At 69.2% G+C, this 17925-nt stretch carries 14 protein-coding genes; 8 read left to right on the top strand and 6 right to left on the bottom strand.

Annotation, left to right across the window (positions count from 1 at the left end; all coding sequences use genetic code 11):
* Nucleotides 1-46 precede the first annotated feature (46 nt).
* Nucleotides 47-595, bottom strand: a complete 549-nt coding sequence (locus AruCF_RS10915; protein ID WP_049073250.1) for an AAA family ATPase — start codon at nt 593-595, stop codon at nt 47-49.
* A gap of 232 nt (nt 596-827) precedes the next feature.
* Here AruCF_RS10915 and AruCF_RS10910 point away from each other — a divergent pair, with 232 nt between their 5' ends.
* A complete protein-coding gene (locus AruCF_RS10910; protein WP_049073249.1) occupies nt 828-1382 on the top strand; it encodes a hypothetical protein in 555 nt (184 codons plus the stop codon).
* 132 nt (nt 1383-1514) lie between these two features.
* On the top strand, nt 1515-2693 hold the full coding sequence (gene cfa / locus AruCF_RS10905) for a cyclopropane fatty acyl phospholipid synthase (RefSeq protein WP_049073248.1): 1179 nt from the start codon (nt 1515-1517) through the stop codon (nt 2691-2693).
* Nucleotides 2694-2832: 139 nt separating this feature from the next.
* Here cfa and AruCF_RS10900 read toward each other — a convergent pair whose 3' ends face one another.
* Nucleotides 2833-4476 carry a GMC family oxidoreductase gene (locus AruCF_RS10900; protein ID WP_049073247.1) on the bottom strand — a complete coding sequence of 548 codons (1644 nt, stop codon included), beginning with the start codon at nt 4474-4476 and terminating at the stop codon, nt 2833-2835.
* Between the two features lie 130 nt (nt 4477-4606).
* Between AruCF_RS10900 and AruCF_RS10895 the strand changes: the two genes are divergently transcribed.
* Both AruCF_RS10895 and AruCF_RS10890 read left to right on the top strand, forming a co-directional pair.
* Complete coding sequence (locus tag AruCF_RS10895) at nt 4607-5494, top strand: LysR family transcriptional regulator (RefSeq protein WP_083036700.1); 888 nt, start codon at nt 4607-4609, stop codon at nt 5492-5494.
* A 109-nt stretch (nt 5495-5603) separates the two neighbouring features.
* Nucleotides 5604-6527, top strand: a complete 924-nt coding sequence (locus AruCF_RS10890; protein WP_049073245.1) for a TonB family protein — start codon at nt 5604-5606, stop codon at nt 6525-6527.
* 24 nt (nt 6528-6551) lie between these two features.
* Here the strand turns inward: AruCF_RS10890 and AruCF_RS10885 are convergent, their stop codons facing one another.
* Nucleotides 6552-7529 carry a LysR family transcriptional regulator gene (locus AruCF_RS10885; protein WP_049073244.1) on the bottom strand — a complete coding sequence of 326 codons (978 nt, stop codon included), beginning with the start codon at nt 7527-7529 and terminating at the stop codon, nt 6552-6554.
* 133 nt (nt 7530-7662) lie between these two features.
* Here AruCF_RS10885 and AruCF_RS10880 point away from each other — a divergent pair, with 133 nt between their 5' ends.
* Entirely contained in the window at nt 7663-8988 is a 1326-nt protein-coding gene (locus tag AruCF_RS10880) for an MFS transporter (RefSeq protein WP_049073243.1), read from the top strand.
* A gap of 29 nt (nt 8989-9017) precedes the next feature.
* Complete coding sequence (locus AruCF_RS10875; RefSeq protein WP_049073242.1) at nt 9018-10328, top strand: ArgE/DapE family deacylase; 1311 nt, start codon at nt 9018-9020, stop codon at nt 10326-10328.
* A 144-nt stretch (nt 10329-10472) separates the two neighbouring features.
* Here the strand turns inward: AruCF_RS10875 and AruCF_RS10870 are convergent, their stop codons facing one another.
* From AruCF_RS10870 to trpB, 3 genes are all read right to left on the bottom strand, one after another.
* Nucleotides 10473-12962, bottom strand: a complete 2490-nt coding sequence (locus AruCF_RS10870) for a DNA internalization-related competence protein ComEC/Rec2 (RefSeq protein ID WP_372363290.1) — start codon at nt 12960-12962, stop codon at nt 10473-10475.
* Between the two features lie 125 nt (nt 12963-13087).
* The gene (trpA, locus tag AruCF_RS10865; protein ID WP_049073241.1) at nt 13088-13879 is read right to left on the bottom strand and encodes a tryptophan synthase subunit alpha; all 792 of its coding nucleotides are present in this window, start codon (nt 13877-13879) and stop codon (nt 13088-13090) included.
* Nucleotides 13876-15084, bottom strand: coding sequence for a tryptophan synthase subunit beta (gene trpB, locus AruCF_RS10860; protein WP_049073240.1), 1209 nt, complete (start codon nt 15082-15084; stop codon nt 13876-13878). The genes trpA and trpB overlap by 4 nt, the downstream gene beginning before the upstream one ends.
* Nucleotides 15085-15189: 105 nt before the next feature.
* Here trpB and AruCF_RS10855 point away from each other — a divergent pair, with 105 nt between their 5' ends.
* Entirely contained in the window at nt 15190-16065 is an 876-nt protein-coding gene (locus AruCF_RS10855; protein WP_049073239.1) for a LysR substrate-binding domain-containing protein, read from the top strand.
* A gap of 308 nt (nt 16066-16373) precedes the next feature.
* Nucleotides 16374-17897, top strand: a complete 1524-nt coding sequence (locus AruCF_RS29830; protein WP_049073238.1) for a flagellin N-terminal helical domain-containing protein — start codon at nt 16374-16376, stop codon at nt 17895-17897.
* Nucleotides 17898-17925 lie beyond the last annotated feature (28 nt).

The following is a 17925-nucleotide window of genomic DNA, read 5'->3' as shown; positions in this document are numbered from 1 at the left end:
CAGACCGGCGCGCGCCGCCACGGCGGCGCCGCGCATGGTCGGTATCTTATCGGAAGCGCAGCGCGGCCAGCACCTGGTCCGCCAGGTCGTCCACGCTGGCGCGCGTGTCCAGCGTCAGCACCGGGCAATGCAGCTGGCGGATCCATTCCCGGTGCTGCGCCAACGTGCGCGTGCCCTCGGCGCCCGTGTCGTAACCGGCGGCCCACTCCAGGAAAAGGCGGCTCTTCTCACGCACCGCGGGATCGTTTTCCAGCGCCGCGCCGTAGCGTTCAACCTCGCGCCGCCGCAGCCGCGCCATGCGCTCGGCCGCCGGCAGCCGCAGGAACACCACCAGCGTGAACGCGGGAATCAGGCCCTCGCCCCAGTGATACACCGAGCCGCCGCTGAGCACCCAATCGTCGTGCCCTTGCAGCCGTTCGCGGATGCGGCGCCAACGCTCCTCTTTGGGATACTTGTGGGTGAACGGCGGATCGGTCGGCAGCCAGTAGTAGTCATCGGCCTCCAGATGCGGCACGCCGAGGCGTTCGCCCAACGCGGCGCCCAGCGTGGTGGCGCCACAGCCGGACGCGCCGAAAAGATGTATGCGCGCAGCCATGCGACTCCCCTTGAAACGGATGCGACAGGGCGGATCGCGGATCCGCCGGCGGCAGGCACGGGCCTGGCAACCAGTGTAGCGGCGATCGCGTGGCGCCGGCGCGCAGCGACGCATTCGCCATGCGGGCGCGCGGGCCCGCCGCCGCACTAGAATGGCGCCTGGCCTGGCGGCGCATTGCCGCCGCGAGCCAGGCGCCTTTGAAAGCCGCGACGTTCCAGGAACTCCAGACACCATGCCCGGTGGCTACATGCTCAACGGCGGCTACGTTGCCGCCGCCCTGCTCTTCATCGCCGCCCTGTTCGGCGTGCTGGTGGTCGGCCTGGTGGCCGGCTGGCGCGCCGGCCGCGGCAGCCGACTGCAACTGGTGCTGGCCTGGCTGCTGGCGCTGGCGCTGCTGCCGCCGTGGCTGCTGGCGCTGGCCGCCGACGGCGACATCTTCGGAGTGGTCCTGATTTCCCGCTACGCGCTGGCCCTGCCGGCGCTCGCCGCGCTATGGTGGCTGCGGCGCAGCATCCGCCTCTTCACCGGCCTGCGGCCGGGGCTGGAACGGCTGCCGCGCACACCCTGGCTGCTACTGCTGGCCGCGGTGCTGCTGTACAGCCTGTTGGGTTATTGGTCAGGTCATCGTTACGATTATTCGTTCGACATCAACGACACCATTACTTCCATGGTCTTTATCGTAGCCACCGGCCTGTTGGTGGCAGGATGCGCATGGGCCTTGCGCAGCAGCATACGTTGGTTAAGATTGGCGGGTCCCGGTTCAGTGGCCGAGGTAGCCCGGCGCTGACGGCCCGCTGAAATTAGATTGCCTATCGGCCCGATTCAATCATTAAATTGGATTCCACGCGCCGGTCCGGGCGAGAGTTATGCGCTTCGAGCATTGCCAGATCAGTCAGTCCAGAATTGATATGGAGCCACTATGCACCAAAGCAGTCCGACTACTCCGCTAACCCACTCCCGCCCGGAGGCCGCCCCGCCGCCCGAACCGCCCAAGGTCCTGCAGGACGTGCTGGCGCGCGCGGATGTCCGGATCAACGGCTCGCGCCCCTGGGACATCCAGGTCCATGACAAGCACATGTACGAGCGCGTCTTCGCCAGCTGGTCGCTGGGGCTGGGCGAGTCCTACATGGACGGCGAGTGGGACTGCGAGCAGCTCGACGAACTCTTCACCCGCCTGCTGCGCGCCGACATGGGTTCGGCCGCGCTGGGCCTGGCGCGCGTCAAGCTGATCGCCGAACACCTGCGCCACAAGCTGTTCAACCTGCAATCCCGAAGCCGCGCCTTCGAGGTCGGCGAGCAGCACTACGACGCCGGCAACGACGTCTTCGAGGCCATGCTCGACAGCCGCATGATCTATTCCTGCGCCTTCTGGGAACAGGCCGACACGCTGGAAGCCGCGCAGGAAGCCAAGCTCGACATGATCTGCCGCAAGCTGCAGCTCAAGCCCGGCGAGACGCTGCTGGACATCGGCTGCGGCTGGGGCGGACTGGCCAAGTTCGCGGCCGAACGCTACGGCGTCAAAGTCACCGGCATCACCGTCTCCAAGGAGCAATTGGCGCTGGCCCAGGAACGCGTGCGCGGCCTGCCGGTGGAACTGCTGCTGCAGGACTACCGCGACCTGCAAGGCAGCTTCGACAAGGTGGTGTCGGTCGGCATGTTCGAGCACGTCGGCCCCAAGAACTACGACACCTACTTCAGCAACGTGCAACGCCTGATGGCGCCCGGCGGCATCTTTTTGCTGCACACCATCGGCATCGCCTCGACCAGCCAGAGCACCGATCCCTGGATCGACCGCTACGTCTTCCCCAACGGCAAGCTGCCCTCGGCGCGCGAGATCAGCACCGCGGTCGAAGGCCGCTTCATCATCGAGGACTGGCACAACTTCGGCGCCGACTACGACCGCACGCTGATGGCCTGGTGGGACAACTTCCAGCGCGCCTGGCCGCGGCTGCAGGAACGCTACGGCACGCGCTTCTACCGCATGTGGCAGTACTACCTGATGTGTTGCGCCGGCTTCTTCCGCTCGCGCGAAGGCCAACTGTGGCAGGTGATCCTGACGCATCCGCAGCGCCAGGAGATGTACCGGTCGCTGCGCTGAGGCGGACTCGGGGAGCGCCTTCCGGGGACCCGCTCCCTCTGGCAGGCGCCGCCCGGGCCCAGGCTGGAAATGTCTGGCCTGGCCGCCCCCGCCTCCAACGCGCCACGCCCGGATCGCCACGGGCGCGTCCCGCTCCGCGTCACGCCACCAGCTCGGCCGCCCGCGCCTCGGCGCCGACGCGCACCGCATCCTCCAGAATCATCCGCGCCGCGCGCTCGGCGATCATGATGGTGGGCGAATTGGTGTTGCCCGAGGTGATCGTCGGCATGATCGACGCATCAGCCACGCGCAGCCCCTGCAAGCCGTGCACGCGCAGGCGCGCATCCACCACCGCGCCGTCATCGGCGCGGCGGCCCATGGCGCAGGTGCCGACGGGATGGAAGATGGTGGTGCCGATCTTGCCGGCCGCCTCGCGCAGCTCGGCCTCGCTCTGGTAGGCCGGGCCCGGCAGCCATTCCTCCGGCTGGTAGCGCTGCAAGGCCGGCGCCGCGCTGATGCGCCGCACCAGCCGGATGGCGTCGGCCGCCACCTTCAGGTCCTGTTCTTCCTTCAGGTAGTTCGGCGTGATCACCGGCGGCAACGAACCGTCCGCGCCCTGCGCATGCACGCTGCCGCGCGACACCGGCCGCAGATTGCAGACGCTGGCCGTGAAGGCATCGAAACCATGCAGCGGCTCGCCAAAGGCGCCCAGCGACAAAGGCTGCACGTGGAATTCCAGGTTGGCGCGCGCCTGGCCCGGGTCCGACTTGGCGAACGCCCCCAGCTGCGACGGCGCCATGCTCATCGGCCCGCTGCGGTTCAGCAGGTATTCCAGGCCGATGCCGGCCTTGCCCCACCAGGTCGAGGCGATGCGGTTCAGCGTCTTCACGCCGCGCACCTTCAGGATGACGCGCAGTTGCAGGTGGTCCTGCAGGTTCTCGCCCACGCCGGGCAAGGCGTGATGCAGCGCAATGCCGCTTTCGCGCAGCCGCGCCGGCTCGCCGATTCCCGACAGTTCCAGCAGTTGCGGCGTATTGACGGCGCCCGCCGCCAGCACCACCTCGCGCGCCGCGCGGACGCTGACGGACTGCCCCTCGCGGCGCACCTGCACGCCGACGCAGCGCGTGCCCTCGAACAGCAGGCGTTCGGCGTGCGCGCCCGTCATCACCCGCAGATTGGGCCGCTCGCGCACCGGCCGCAGGAACGCCTTGGCGGTATTCCAGCGCCAGCCGCGGCGCTGGTTCACATCGAAATAGCCGACCCCGAAGTTGTCGCCCCGGTTGAAGTCCGCCACGCGGGGAATGCCCTCCTGCTCCGCCGCGTCGGCGAAGGCGTCGAGGATGTCCCAGCGCAGCCGCTGCGCCTCGACCCGCCACTCGCCGCCGACGCCGTGGAATTCGTCGCCGCCGCGATAATGGTCTTCGCTGCGCTTGAACACCGGCAGCACCTCGTCCCAGCGCCATGACGGATCGCCGGCGATCTCGGCCCAGTCGTCGTAATCCTGGCGCTGCCCGCGCATGTAGATCATGCCGTTGATCGACGAGCAGCCGCCCAGCACCCGGCCGCGCGGATAGATCAGCGACCGCCCGCCCAGCCCCGGCTCGGCGCCGGTGCGGTACATCCAGTCGGTGCGGGGATTGCCGATGCAATACAGGTAGCCGACCGGGATGTGGATCCAGTGATAGTTGTCGCGTCCGCCCGCCTCCAGCAGCAGCACGCGCGCCGCCGGATCGCGGCTCAGGCGGTTGGCCAGCACGCAGCCGGCCGACCCCGCGCCCACGATGATGTAGTCGTATGTCTCCATTGCGCTTCTTCTTTTGAGTCTCAAGGGCTGTGCCACTGTCGCGCAGCCGGCCGCCCCTGTCCAATGAATTGTTGAAAAGCGCTTTATAAGACTCTTTAATAATGGGTATCGCCCTGACGGGACCGGAGCCATGGACCTCAAGCACATCCGCACCTTCGCCGCCGTGGCGCGCGTCGGCAACCTGACGCGCGCGGCCGAACGCCTGCACCTGACGCAGCCCGCGCTCAGCCTGCAGCTCAAGAGCTTCCAGGAGGCCCTGGACCTGCCGCTGTTCACCCGCACCGCCCAGGGCCTGGCGCCCAATGCCGATGGCCGCGCGCTGCTGCCGTCGGCCCAGCGCGTGCTGGACGCGCTGGAGGATTTCGAGCGCGCCATCGGCGCGCTGCGCACCACGGTGCAGGGCGAACTGCGCCTGGGCACCATCCTGGATCCGGAATTCCTGCGGCTGGGGGCCACGCTGCAATACCTGGTGCAGCACTATCCCAAGATCCGTCCCACTCTGCGCCACGGCATGTCCGGCTCGGTCGGCCGCCAGGTGCGCGCGGGCGAACTGGACGTCGGCTTCTTCCTCGGTCCGCGCGATGCCGCCCGCGGCCAGCCGGCGCTGCACGCCCTGCCGCTGGCCGACTTCTCCTACTACGTGGTGGCGCCCAAGGGCTGGGGGCCGCAGCTGGCCGGCCGAGGCTGGCACGACATCGCCGCCCTGCCCTGGATCTGGACGCCGCCCGACTCGGTCCACCACCGCCTGCTCGCCGCGAAATTCGCCGAGCTGGATGTCACGCCCAACACGGTTGCCGAAGTGGACCAGGAAGCCTCGATGCTGGACCTGGTGCGTTCCGGCGTCGGCCTGACCTTGGCCCGCGACTCGATCGCGCTGCGCGAATCGCAGGCCCATGGCCTGGCGCTGGCGCCGGGCCTGGCGATCCAGGCCGAACTGGCCTTCATTACGCTGGCGGCGCGACGCGAGGAACCGCTGGTGATCGCGGCATTCGATGCGGTGCGGGCCGCGTTTGCCTAGGCCGGGCGGATGCGCGCCGGCCTCGTCCGCGCCAGGCGCGCCACTCGGGTATGCTCGCTGTCACATTCTGCCGGCCCCGCCGGCGCCGCCCCTGACCGGAGACCCGCGTATGCGTTGGCGCGTGCTTGCCTGTAGCCTGACCCTCATCTTGGCGTGCGCCGCGTCGCCCGTGTTCGCGGCCGCGCCCGCCAACCAGGCCGAGTGGAGCCAGGCCGTGCAGCGGCGCATGATCAGCACCTTCCTCTTTCCGCCCGAAGCCCGGCGGCTGGATGGCCCGATCAGCCTGTCGCTGAAGATCATCGTGCTGCGCGACGGCAGCATTGCCGATATCCGCGTCGATCGCTCCTCCGGCGACGACGCGGTCGACCTTGCCGCCACCCGGATGGTCAGGCGCGCCGGACCGCTGCCCGCCTTTCCCGCCGACATGACCGGCGAAAAGACCACGCTGAGCCTGCCGCTGCGATTCCAGCAGGAGCAAGACGAACCGGCCGGCGGCCGCGGCGATGACCGGGGCCCGCCCGCCGACATCGTGCCGCGCCGCTACGCCGACACCGCCACCGGCCTGGCCGTCACCGTGCCGTCGCCCTTGCGTGCCGGCCCCGCGCCGGCACGCGGGCGCTTCGACGCCTTGATCGAAATCGCCGGCCCCGACGGCTTCCCACCCCGAGCGCAAGACGCCAAATACCTGTGCCGCGTCGGCTTCCTGGCCGCGCCCCCCATGGAACGGGGCGCCAAGGCGCCCGCCGCGCCAACCTGGCAGGCGCAGGTCAAGGCCGCCGAACGCCGGCAACGCCAGCGCCGCGCGAGCATCGAGCTGTACGACCACTACCTGCTGGCCGGCCGCCAGGGCATCGACTACGTAGTCGCGCCCGGCGCCGGCCCCGGCCACGCCGACACGCTGGAGTACTACGCCGAGCTGCCGTTGCCGCAGGGCCGCATCCGCATGGCCTGCGCCACCCAGCGCGACGCCATGCCGGCCGCCCTGACGCTGTTCAGGCAGGTGCGCGACGGCATGGCGCTGGCGCCGCGCTGACACGCCGCCCGTCGGCCGCGCGCATCAACGTGGCGGCACGTTATCGGACGCCAGCCGCTCTGCCATGGTGAACCCATCGATGTAGTCGCGAAAGTGCGTCAGGAAGGCGGTTTCGGCGGGGCTGCGTGGCGCATCGCGATGCCACAGCAGGTGCAGGTCCACCGAGCACACGCCTTCGCCGGGCGGCAGGCGCCAGAGCCGGCCCTCGGCCAGATCGCGACGCACGCTGTGCTCCGGCAGGCAACCGATGCCGAAACCCGCGATGAGCAGGCGCTTGACTTCGTCATGCTGCGTCGACGTTGCCACCACCCGCCCTGAAAAGCCGCGCTGGTCGCGAAAAATCGTCAACGGCGACAGGCTGTCGCCCAGCGCATCGCTGGCGAAGGACACGAAGTTCTCGCCCATCAGATCTTCGATGCGCAGGTCCTGCCGTCCGAACAGCGCATGGTTGCGGCCGCAGAACAGCGCATAGCGCTGCTGCAGGAATACCTTGTTGTCCAGGCGCTTGGGCATCTGCCGGCACAACGCAATGCCCGCCGTGGCCGCCCGCTGCTGCATCAGCGTGACGATCTCGCTGCTGGGCAGCACGTCCATCTGCACCTCGATGCGCGGATAGGCCTGGTGGAACCGCGCCCAGAAGTTGTCATAGACCTGCGAATGAATGCGGCTGGCCACCAGCAGGTGGATACGGCCGGTCGCCTCGACCTCCGTCTGCGACACATCGGTCAGCAACTGCGCCACGTTGCCGTAGATGGCCTCGGCCGCGCGGCACACTTCCTCGCCGGCGTTGGTAACGGTGAAGGCCTGGTTGTGCCGTTCCACCAGGCGCCGGTCCAGTTGTTCCTCCAACCGCTTGAGCGCCTGGCTGACGGCCGACTGCGTCAGGTGCAGCTTGGCGGCCGCGCCGCTGATGCTGCGCTCCCGCACGATCACCAGGAAGGTACGCAGCAGATTCCAGTCCAGGCGGTCGCCGCCGCGGAGGTCGGGGTGGGTGTTCTTCATCGGCGCCCTGCGCTGAGATTGCCAGAACATCAATTTTACTTAAGTGAAAAATTAAAAATCATAAATTGACGTTATATCGAGGCGGGAGCGATAAACACGCCTTCGAACAACGACAACACCCAAGAGGAAAACCATGACCGCTTCCGCCCCTTCATCGGCGGCGCGCCAGCCCGTGCGCGCCGCGACCGCCGCCTTCGTCGGCACCACCATCGAGTGGTATGACTTCTACATCTACGCCACCGCCGCCGCGCTGGTGTTCGGCAAGGTGTTCTTCCCCACCGCCGACCCGTTCGTCAGCACCATGGCGTCTTTCGGTACCTTCGCGGCCGGCTTCCTGGCGCGTCCGCTTGGCGGCGTCGTCTTCGGCCACCTGGGCGACCGGGTCGGCCGCAAGAAGGCGCTGATGGCAACGCTGGTCATCATGGGCCTGGCCACGGTCGGCATCGGCCTGCTGCCCAGCTACGCCAGCGCCGGCTTGTGGGCCCCCGCCCTGTTGCTGTTGCTGCGCCTGGCGCAAGGCCTGGCGGTGGGCGGCGAATGGGGCGGCGCGGTGCTGATGGCGGGTGAACACGCCTCGCAACGGCGCCGCACCTTCGCGGCCTCGTTCGCGCAACTGGGCAGCCCGGCCGGCCTGATTCTGTCGCTGCTGGCCTTCCGTCTGCTGACCGCGCTGGACGAGGCCGACTTCGTCAGCTGGGGCTGGCGCGTGCCATTCCTGATCAGCGCGGTATTGCTGCTGGTCGGCTACTTCATCCGCATCGGCGTCAACGAATCGCCTGACTTCGCCCAAGTGCTGGAACGCCAGGAACGCGCCGAGATCCCGGCCAAGGAAGTGCTGCGCACGGCCTGGCGCACCGTGCTGCTGTGCATGGGCGTGTGCACCGTGGCGATCGGCGGCATCTATTTCACCAACACCTTCATGCTGTCGTACACCACCCAGACGATGGGCCTGGACCGCAAGCTGATCCTGGACTGCCTGTTCGTGGTCGCCATCATCCAGTTCTTCGTGCAACCGCTGGCGGCCTGGCTGGCCGACATCCTGGGTCCGACCCGCGTGCTCATCACCGCGGCGGTCTGCTCGGTGCTGGCGCCCTACCCCATGTTCATGCTGGTCACGCAAGGCACGGCCTACAGCATCGTTGCCGGCATCGCCATCGTGCTGGTCTTCATGGCCGCGATCTACTCGGCCATGGCCGGCTACATCAGCGCGGCGTTCCCGGTGCACGTGCGCTATTCCGGCATTTCGCTGTCGTACCAGCTGTGCGGCGCGGTCGCCGGCGGCATGACGCCGCTGATTGGCACTTGGCTCACCTATCACTATCCCGGCCAATGGCTGCCGCTGGCGATCTTCTATTCGACGCTGTCGGCCATCACGCTGGTATCCATCTGGGCACTGGCGGGGCACAAGCGCCGCCTGGCACAGGACACGCCGCGCGCCGCGCACGCGCCGGCCGCTTGATTCCGCATTCGACCACTCAAGGAAACACGATGACGCAAGACACCTCCACCCCGCCGGCGCTTTCCGAGGAGCAGACCCGCCGCATCCTGCAGGCGGTCGACGCGCAATTCGATGCGCAGCTCGCCTTCACCCAGGAACTGGTGCGGTTTCCATCGCTGCGCGAACAGGAACACACCGCGCAGGACTTTCTGTTCGAGGCGATGCGCGGGCGCGGCTTTGCCATGGACCGCTGGAAAATCGACGTCCGCGACATCGAATCGCATCCCGGCTTCGGTCCGGTGACCGTGTCGTACGAAAACGCCTTCAACGTCGTAGGCACCTATCGTCCCGAGCGGCAGACCGGTCGTTCGCTCATCCTGAACGGACACATCGACGTGGTGCCGACCGGACCGGTCGACATGTGGAGCCGCTCGCCCTGGGACCCGGCCATCATCGACGGCTGGATGTACGGCCGCGGCGCGGCCGACATGAAGGCCGGACTGGCCGCCAACCTGTATGCCTACGATGCCGTGCGCGCGGCCGGCTACGCGCCCGGTGCCCCCATTTATTTCCAGTCGGTGGTCGAAGAGGAATGCACCGGCAATGGTGCCCTGGCGGCGCTGCTGCGCGGCTACCGCGCCGATGCCGTGATCATTCCGGAACCCGAGGAGAACATGCTGGTGCGCGCCAATGTGGGCGTGCTGTGGTTCAAGGTCCGCGTACAGGGCCATCCCACCCACACCCGCGAAATGGCCAACGGCTTCAATGCCATCGATGCCGCCTATGCCGCCATCGAAGCATTGCGCCGCATCGAGGCCAAGTGGAACGCCGAACATCACTGCCACCGCCATTTCGAGCACCTGGATCATCCGATCAACTTCAACATCGGCAAGATCGAAGGCGGCGACTGGCCATCGACGGTGCCGCCCTGGTGCGAGTTCGATGTGCGCGCCGCGATCTATCCCGGCACCACCGCAGACGAGGCCCGCGCCCAGATCGACGCCTGCCTGCGCGACGCGGTCGCGGATCCGCGCCTGGGCGGCACGCCGCCGCAAGTCACCTACACCGGCTTCTACGCCGAAGGCTACGTGCTGGAAGAAGGCAGCGCCGCCGAGAACACCTTGCGCGCCTGCCACCAACAGGCTTTCAGAAGCGACCTGCAGAGCTTCACCACGCCCGGCTATCTGGATGCCCGCGTGTTCGTGATCTACGGCGACATGCCGACGCTGGTGTACGGCCCGAAGTCACTCGATATCCATGGATTCGACGAACGCGTGCACCTGGAGTCGCTGCGCCTGATCACGAAGACCATCGCGCTGTTCATCGCGCAGTGGTGCGGCGTGAAAGAAGCGGCTGTCTGAGGCGCTTGCGGAACCCGAGCGACCGGCGCAACCGCGGGGGCGCGTGGCCGGAGGCGCCGGCAGGCCTTGGACGCATCGGGCGCGCGGGACGCCCGACGACGCGCCGCGGCCGGCCTGTCCGAGCGACGGCCTCGCCGGCGCCATTCAGCGGCCGTGCCAATAGCGCTGCCGGCGCTCGCGCTGAGCCCACACCCGCAGCCCGTCCGCGCGCGACTCGGCCAACACCGCGCCGTCGCGATCGCTGCGCCAGAAGCGGGCGCCGGCGCGCAGCCAGCGTCGCTGCACCGCCGGCGCGGGATGGCCGAAGCGGTTCAGGTAGCCGCATTGCGCAATCGCATGGCCTGCCCGCGAGGCCATCACCAGCTCGCGGCCCGAGGACCCGCCCGATCCGTGATGCGGCGCCAGCACGATGTCGGTCGGAGGCAGGCCCAGCGCGGCCAGCTCGCGCTCCTGCGCCACGCCGATGTCGCCGGTCAGCAACAGCGAATGGGCTGCCCCTTCCACCCGCAGCACACAACTGCTGGCATTGCGGTCGCCGCCCGGATCGGCGGCGCCCGCCGCCGGATGCAGGAACGTGAAGGTGACGCCGTCGATGCGCCAGCCATCGCCGCGTTCGCAACGCAGCATAAGGGCCGGCGGCACATCGCGCACGCCGGCCGGCCACAAGCGGGCGTCGCGTCGCAGCCACGCCGCCAGATCGAACGACGCATAGCTGCGCGCCACCGGCGCCGCCGCCAGCACCGAGCGGGTGCCGCCCACATGATCCAGGTCCGCGTGCGACAGCACCAGCACGTCGAGCCGCCCGATGCCGCGCGCCAGCAACTGCGGCCCGATCACGCGCTCGCCCGCGTCGCCCCCGCCGAAATGACGCGGGCCCGCGTCGAACAACAGCGACTGGCTGGCGGTTTCCACCAGGATCGCGCTGCCCTGGCCGATATCCATCGCGCTCATGCGCCAGTATCCCGGCTCGGGCCGCTCCGGCCGCCAGCACAGCAGTGGCAGCATGCACAGCCACCCCAGCCGGCGCAGCGGCCAACCCGGCGCCTGCAAGGCCCAAGCCATGCCCGCGACCGCCCACGCCAACCACGGCCACGGCGCCGCCGCCACCGCGAAACTGGCCCAATCGGCGTGGGCCACGCGCGCCACCACCACCATGGCCGCGCCGAACACGCCCGCCCCCGCCTGGCCGGCCAGCGCGGCCACCGCCGCCATGCCCGGCGTCACTGACAACAGCGCGCACAGCAGCGCCAGGGGCGTGACCAGGAAGGTCACCGCGGGAATCGCCACGGCGTTGGCCAATGGCGACCCCAGAGACACCTGGTGCACCAGGAACGCCAGCAGCGGCGTCAGCCCCAGCGTCACGGTCAGTTGCAGGCGCGCGGCCTGCGCCAAGGCCGCGGCCCAGCGCTGGCGCCAGCCGGCCTGCGCGTCGCGCGGCGCCTGCGCCACGCGCAACAGGATCGCCACGGCGCCGAACGACAGCCAGAAACCCGCCGCCAGCGGCGCCCAGGGATCGAGCAGCACCACTGCCGCCGCCGCGAACGCCAGCACCCGTCCCGCCGAGACCCGCAAGCGCGACCCCAGGGCCGCCAGCGCCAGCAGCAACATGAAGAAGCTGCGCCGCGACGGCACGCCCCAACCCGCCAGCAGGCAATACGCCAACCCCGCCACGGCCGCCGCGGCGCCGCCCGCGACGCGGGCCGGCACGAACTCGGCCAGGCCCATGCCGCGCCAGCGCGCGCGCCGCCACCAGGCCGCCAGCAGCCAGGCCGCCAGTCCGGCGATCGAGGTCACGTGCATGCCGCTGATCGACACCAGATGGGTGATGCCGGCGCGATTGAAAACGACCCAGTCTTCGCGCGCCACGCCCGCCTGGTCGCCGATCGCCAGGGCGACCAGCACCGGCGCGTAACGGTGGCCATCCAGCGCGCGCCGCATGCCCTCGCGCACCCGGTGGCGTGCCCGTTCGATGGCAATGCCGGCCGACGCCCATGGCCGGTCGTCCAGCAGACGGGGTTGCCCGCGCACCGTGCCGGTGGCCCGCAGGCCGCGCGCGAACAGGCGCGCCTCGCCATCCGGGGCATCCGGGTTGAGCGGCGCGTGCGGCCGGCGCAGCACCAGCGCCATGCGCCATATCTGCCCGGGAATCACGCGCGGCGCGCCCGGCGTCCCCCGCGCGGGCAGGCTTTGCGGCCCGCCCGGCCGCCCGCCCGCCGCCGCGCCTTGGGGGGACAGCCACGAGACCAGAATGCGTCGGGGAATTCCCGGCTGCGCCGGCTCCACCTGCTCGGCGGTGAAGCGCACCCCGCGCGCGTCGTCGTCGGGCAGTTCCACGACGCGCAGCGCCAGCCGCGCCACGGCATTCTGGTGCACGTCGGCCAGCGCGTCATCCAGGCGCCGCTGCGCCTGCCACGCGGCATCGAGCGCGCCGACCAACAGGCCCAGCAGCAAGGGCGCCATCACCCCGGCCAGGCGCCCCGGCCAGCGGCGCGCGGCCAGCGGCACCAGCGCGCAGGCCGCGCCCGCCCCTATGTAGAACCCCACGCCCGGCAAGACCGCCAAGCCCTGCACCGCCCCCGCGCCTGCCACCACGGCCAGGCAGAATATGCGCCCTTTGATGTCCGTCTCCTGCAACACGGACCAGCATAGGGTCGGGCCACGCGCGGCGGATGCGTCAGTGAACGCGCTTGTCCACCTCGGCAAACCGCAAGCGCGAACGGCGCCTCGCCGTCACCCGCGACAGCCGGCGCCCGGATGATTCAACGCGCTTGCCGCGCCGCGCTGGCCAGCAACCGCACTTCCGCCAGCGCCGCGCCGATCCCGCCCGCCGCCAGGGTCTCGACCAGACGCGTGCCCACGGCCACCAGATCCGCATGGCGGCCCACCGCCCGCGCCTGCTCCGCGGTGCGCACGCCGAAACCGGCCGCGATGGGCAATGGCGTGCAGGCCCTGACGCGCGCCAGCGCTCGCGCGATCGCGTCATCGGCGGGCAGCGCGGCGCCCGTCGTCCCCGCCAGCATGACGTGGTACACGAAGCCGCTGGCGCCGGCCAGCACCCGCTCCAGGCGTTCGTCCGGCGTGGTCGGCGCGGTCATCCTGATGATGGCGATGCCGTGGCGCCGCGCCAGCCGTTCGATGCCGGCGGCGTGCTCGGGCGACAGGTCCACCACGATCAGGCCATCGACGCCGGCCCAGGCCGCGTCGGCCATGAAGCTGGCCGCTTCGTAGCGCATCAATGGGTTCAGATAGCCCATCAGCACGACCGGTGTCCGCTCGTCTTCCTCGCGGAAGGCGGCGACCAGCTCGAGCGTGCGCCGCTGCGTCTGCCCCGCCTTCAGCGCGCGCGCGTTGGCCCGTTGCAGCACCGGGCCATCGGCGATCGGGTCGCTGAACGGCATGCCCAGTTCGATCACGTCCGCGCCCGCCGCCGGCAAGCCCCGCAGCAGGGCCAGGCAATCGTCGTAGCTGGGATCGCCCGCCGTGAAATAGGCCGCCAGGCCCGCCCTGCCGGCGGCGCGCAGGTCGGCCAGGGTTCGTTCAAGCCGATTCATCGCGCTTCTCCCGTGAATTGCAGCACCGAATCCATGTCCTTGTCGCCGCGTCCGCTCAGGCACACCACCAGCGCCTGATCGCGCGCCATGCGCGGCGCGAGCTTGCGCGCATAGGCCAGGGCATGCGCGCTTTCCAGCGCGGGAATGATGCCCTGCCGCCGCGTCAGCCAGACGAATGCGTCGACCGCCTCGGCATCGGTGATCGACTCGTAGACCACGCGCCCGGTATCGTGCAACAGCGCGTGCTCCGGTCCGACGCCCGGGTAGTCCAGGCCCGCCGAGATCGAGTGCGCGTTGCGGATCTGGCCATCCGCATCCTGCAGGAAATAGCTGCGGCAGCCATGCAGAACGCCAGGCGCCCCCTCGCCGATGCTGGCCGCATGCTCGGCGGTACCGGTGCCGCGGCCGCCGGCCTCGACCCCGAACAACCGCACCCCGGCGTCGTTCAGGAAGGGATGGAAAAAGCCGATGGCGTTGGAACCCCCGCCCACGCAGGCCACCATCGCGTCCGGCAACCGCCCCGTTTTCTCGATGATCTGCGCCCGGGTTTCCTCGCCGATCACCTTCTGCAATTCACGCACCAGCCAGGGATAGGGATGCGGACCGGCGCCGGTGCCCAGCAGGTAATAGGTGTCGTCGGGATGCGCGATCCAGTCGCGGATGGCGGCGTTCATCGCGTCCTTCAAGGTGGCGCTGCCGTCGCGCACCGGACGCACCTCGGCGCCCAGCATCTTCATGCGCGCCACGTTGGAGGATTGCCGCGCCACATCGACGGCGCCCATGTAGACCACGCATTCCAGGCCGTACAACGCGCACACCGTGGCCGTGGCCACCCCATGCTGCCCCGCGCCGGTCTCGGCGATGATGCGGCGCCTGCCCATGCGCCGGGCCAGCAGCGCCTGTCCCAGGCAATTGTTGATCTTGTGGGCGCCGGTGTGGTTCAGGTCCTCGCGCTTGAGGAACAGGCGGGCGCCGCCCAGCTCGTCGCTGATCGCCCCCGCGTACAGCAGCGGGCTGGGACGACCCACATAGTCGGCCAGCATGGCGCGGTACTCGGCCCAGAAGCCGGGGTCTTCCCGCGCGGCGCGAAAGGTCTGCTCCAGCGCGTCCAGCGCCGGGGCCAGCGTCTCGGGCATGTAGCGGCCGCCGTAGCCGCCGAACTGGCCCGCCGCGTCGGGAAATTCCGGATGTGAGGTAAAAGACATGGATTCAGCCCTTGGGGAACATGGGCACCATGGTATCCAGGGAAATTCGCGGAATAAATCATAGATTTCTTGCGCACGGATATCAGATTTTCTAATATCCATAGCATGCGTAATCTGCCCCCGATGAACTCGCTGCGCTTTTTCGACAGCGCCGCCCGGCACCTGAACCTGTCGCTGGCGGCGCAGGAATTGGGCGTGTCGCACAGCGCGGTCAGCCAGCAGATCCGGCAGCTTGAGACCTGGCTGGGCTGCAAGCTGTTCGAGCGCCATTCGGAAGGCGTCCGCCTCACCGCCGCCGGACAGGATCTGCAACGCGCGTGCCAACCGGCATTCGACATGCTCGAACAGCGGCTGGCCGAACTGCAGGGCCGCGCGGCATCGCCCCATGTGGTGGTGGGCGCGCCCGCCAGCCTGCTGTCGAACTGGATCATCCCCAGGCTGGAACATTTCGAGCGCGATCACCCCGCCATCCAGGTGCGGTTGCAGACTGCCACCGACATTGCCCTGCTGGAGCGGCGCGTCGTCGATGTGCTGATCGTGGCCGACGCGCACCAGTCGCCCACCATTGAGGCGCTGCCACTGTTCCTGGAAGCCATCGGGCCGGTCTGCACGCCCGAACTGGCCCGACGCATCCGCGAACCCGCCGATGTGCTGGGCGCGCCGCTGCTGCACACGGCCTCGCGCCCCGCCGCCTGGGATCACTGGGCGCACGCTTGCGGTGCGATGCTGGACCCGCGGCAAGCCGGGCGGCGGTTCGATCAACTGGGCCACATGCTAGAAGCCGCGGCAGCGGGCCTGGGCATCGGCATTGCGCCGCGAGAACTCGTGCAGGCGGACATCCGCGCGGGCCGGCTGGCCGCGCCGCTAGGCTTCCGGGAAACCGGCGGCCGGTTCAGTCTGTATGCCCGGACCGATGCCGGACCGATCGTGGACGACCTCAAGCGCTGGCTGGCGGGGGAAGCGCAGTCCGGCGCGTCCTGAGTCGATATCGGATCGATCCTGCATTTGCCTGCGCGGCAAGACGCGGGACGGATCCTCGGCTTAGCATTTTTGGAATGATCCATTCCGGATCGGACAGACGAACCCGTGCACGCCCGGCCCGACCCGGGGCATTGCGCAGGGGCTGCTTGCCCGTATCGACCCTACATCGGTCGCCGCATCGAGCCGCCGCGCGCAACGCCGTCCACGGCGGTTCGAATCGACGCCTACCAACCCGTCCGCGGCAAGCAGCACATCAGGCCGATTGCGATCGCGGCAGGGCCCTGCCGCAATATTGCATTGGAGAAAACATGCCCTCGATCAGAAGCCAGTCCCTGTCGCTGCGGGCTCGCGCCAACCTGGGCAAATCGGAGGCCGCGCAAGGCGTGGCCATCGAGCGGCTATCTTCCGGCCAGCGCATCAATCACGCGGCGGACGACGCCGCCGGCGAAGCCATCGCCAGCCACTTCACCGCGCAGATCCGCGGCCAGCACCAGGCCGCGCGCAACGCCAACGACGGCATCTCGCTGGCGCAGACCATCGAAGGCGCGCTGGGCGAAATGGACCGCAGCCTGCAACGCATCCGCGAACTCTCGGTGCAGGCGCAGAATTCCACCAACTCGCTCAGCGACCTGGAATCCATCCAGGCCGAGATCGACCAGCAACTGGGCGAAATCGAGCGGATCTCGCACCATACCCGTTTCAACAACCTGGACGTGCTGGCGCGGGACGCCGGCATCTCGATCCAGGTCGGCGCGCATGACGGCGAGACCATCGACCTCAATACAAAGCTCGTCAATACCAAAACCCTGAATCTGGACGGGATCGACGTGGTGCACGATCCGCGACTGGGGGGCGCCACCGACAAAACCATGCTGGACACCCCCGCGCCGACCGGCCCCGCTCCGGTCGTTCCCGGTCCGGCGACGCCCCCGCCCGCCACCATCCCGGCAACGCTGGCCATCAGGGACGGAGGCAGAACCTTCACCATGTTCCAGGCATTTCTCATCCAATATGACTTCAACGGCACCACCAACTACGTGGTCCGAATGATGGGTGCGCTGGCGAACCCCTTGGGAGACTCCTACCGGGTCACGCTGCCCGCCCCGGTTGGCGGCGCCCTCGATATCGACATCACCGGCTTGACGCCCTTCAACGTGGCGTCGGTCAGCACCGCGGAACAGGCCCAGATAGCCGGCAGCACCGCCTACCTCATCGGCCAGCAAGTCCCGGTGCCGGTGACACCGCCTCCCGCCACGGCCCCTGCGCCGCCCGCGCCTCCCATGCCCCCTGCCGCGGCCGATGCCGTCAGCAAGGGCACGCCGATCAAGCTGTTCGATTTCCTCCAGCGCCTCGCGTCCGTGCCCGCCGCCGACGACGGCCGACCCTTGTTCGACCAGAACAGCAAGGTTCATTACCTCACCGACGCCAGCGGCAACGCCAATGGCGACTATGTCATCAGCGGCAGCGACGGCAATTTCTACGACATCAGCATTTCGGCCTCCGGGCAGGTGGAATTCAAGCCGAAGGACGCGCCGCCCACGGTCAACATGAAGGTCATGCCCATGAAGCGGGTGAGCAACGCGCTCGGCCAGGTGGACGACCTGCGCGGCGAACTGGGCGCGATGCAGAACCGCCTGGGTTCGGTCATCACCAACCTGAACCACACCGCCGGCATCCTCAGCCAGGCCCGCAGCCGCATCGAGGACGCGGACTACGCCATCGAAACCTCCAACCTGACCCGGCAACAGATCCTGCAGCAGGCCAGCAAGGTGGCGCTGACGCAGGCCAACCAGCTGGCGCAGAACGTGTTGGCGTTGCTGCAGGAGGATTGAGGCGTCATTGGCAAGCGCCATCGGCAAT

Source organism: Achromobacter ruhlandii (assembly GCF_002082135.1).
Lineage (GTDB): Bacteria > Pseudomonadota > Gammaproteobacteria > Burkholderiales > Burkholderiaceae_B > Achromobacter > Achromobacter ruhlandii.
Note: the sequence above shows the minus strand (reverse complement) of the source record. Positions and strands in the feature narration are given on the sequence as shown.

What these genes read in the sequence shown, in the direction of transcription:
- AruCF_RS10890 (WP_049073245.1), top strand. Translation starts at nt 5,604, where the DNA reads ATGCGTTGGCGCGTGCTTGCCTGTAGCCTGACCCTCATCTTGGCGTGC.
- AruCF_RS10880 (WP_049073243.1), top strand. Translation starts at nt 7,663, where the DNA reads ATGACCGCTTCCGCCCCTTCATCGGCGGCGCGCCAGCCCGTGCGCGCC.
- trpB (WP_049073240.1), bottom strand. Translation starts at nt 15,084, where the DNA reads ATGTCTTTTACCTCACATCCGGAATTTCCCGACGCGGCGGGCCAGTTC.
- AruCF_RS10910 (WP_049073249.1), top strand. Translation starts at nt 828, where the DNA reads ATGCCCGGTGGCTACATGCTCAACGGCGGCTACGTTGCCGCCGCCCTG.
- trpA (WP_049073241.1), bottom strand. Translation starts at nt 13,879, where the DNA reads ATGAATCGGCTTGAACGAACCCTGGCCGACCTGCGCGCCGCCGGCAGG.
- cfa (WP_049073248.1), top strand. Translation starts at nt 1,515, where the DNA reads ATGCACCAAAGCAGTCCGACTACTCCGCTAACCCACTCCCGCCCGGAG.
- AruCF_RS29830 (WP_049073238.1), top strand. Translation starts at nt 16,374, where the DNA reads ATGCCCTCGATCAGAAGCCAGTCCCTGTCGCTGCGGGCTCGCGCCAAC.
- AruCF_RS10855 (WP_049073239.1), top strand. Translation starts at nt 15,190, where the DNA reads ATGCGTAATCTGCCCCCGATGAACTCGCTGCGCTTTTTCGACAGCGCC.
- AruCF_RS10875 (WP_049073242.1), top strand. Translation starts at nt 9,018, where the DNA reads ATGACGCAAGACACCTCCACCCCGCCGGCGCTTTCCGAGGAGCAGACC.
- AruCF_RS10885 (WP_049073244.1), bottom strand. Translation starts at nt 7,529, where the DNA reads ATGAAGAACACCCACCCCGACCTCCGCGGCGGCGACCGCCTGGACTGG.
- AruCF_RS10895 (WP_083036700.1), top strand. Translation starts at nt 4,607, where the DNA reads ATGGACCTCAAGCACATCCGCACCTTCGCCGCCGTGGCGCGCGTCGGC.
- AruCF_RS10900 (WP_049073247.1), bottom strand. Translation starts at nt 4,476, where the DNA reads ATGGAGACATACGACTACATCATCGTGGGCGCGGGGTCGGCCGGCTGC.
- AruCF_RS10915 (WP_049073250.1), bottom strand. Translation starts at nt 595, where the DNA reads ATGGCTGCGCGCATACATCTTTTCGGCGCGTCCGGCTGTGGCGCCACC.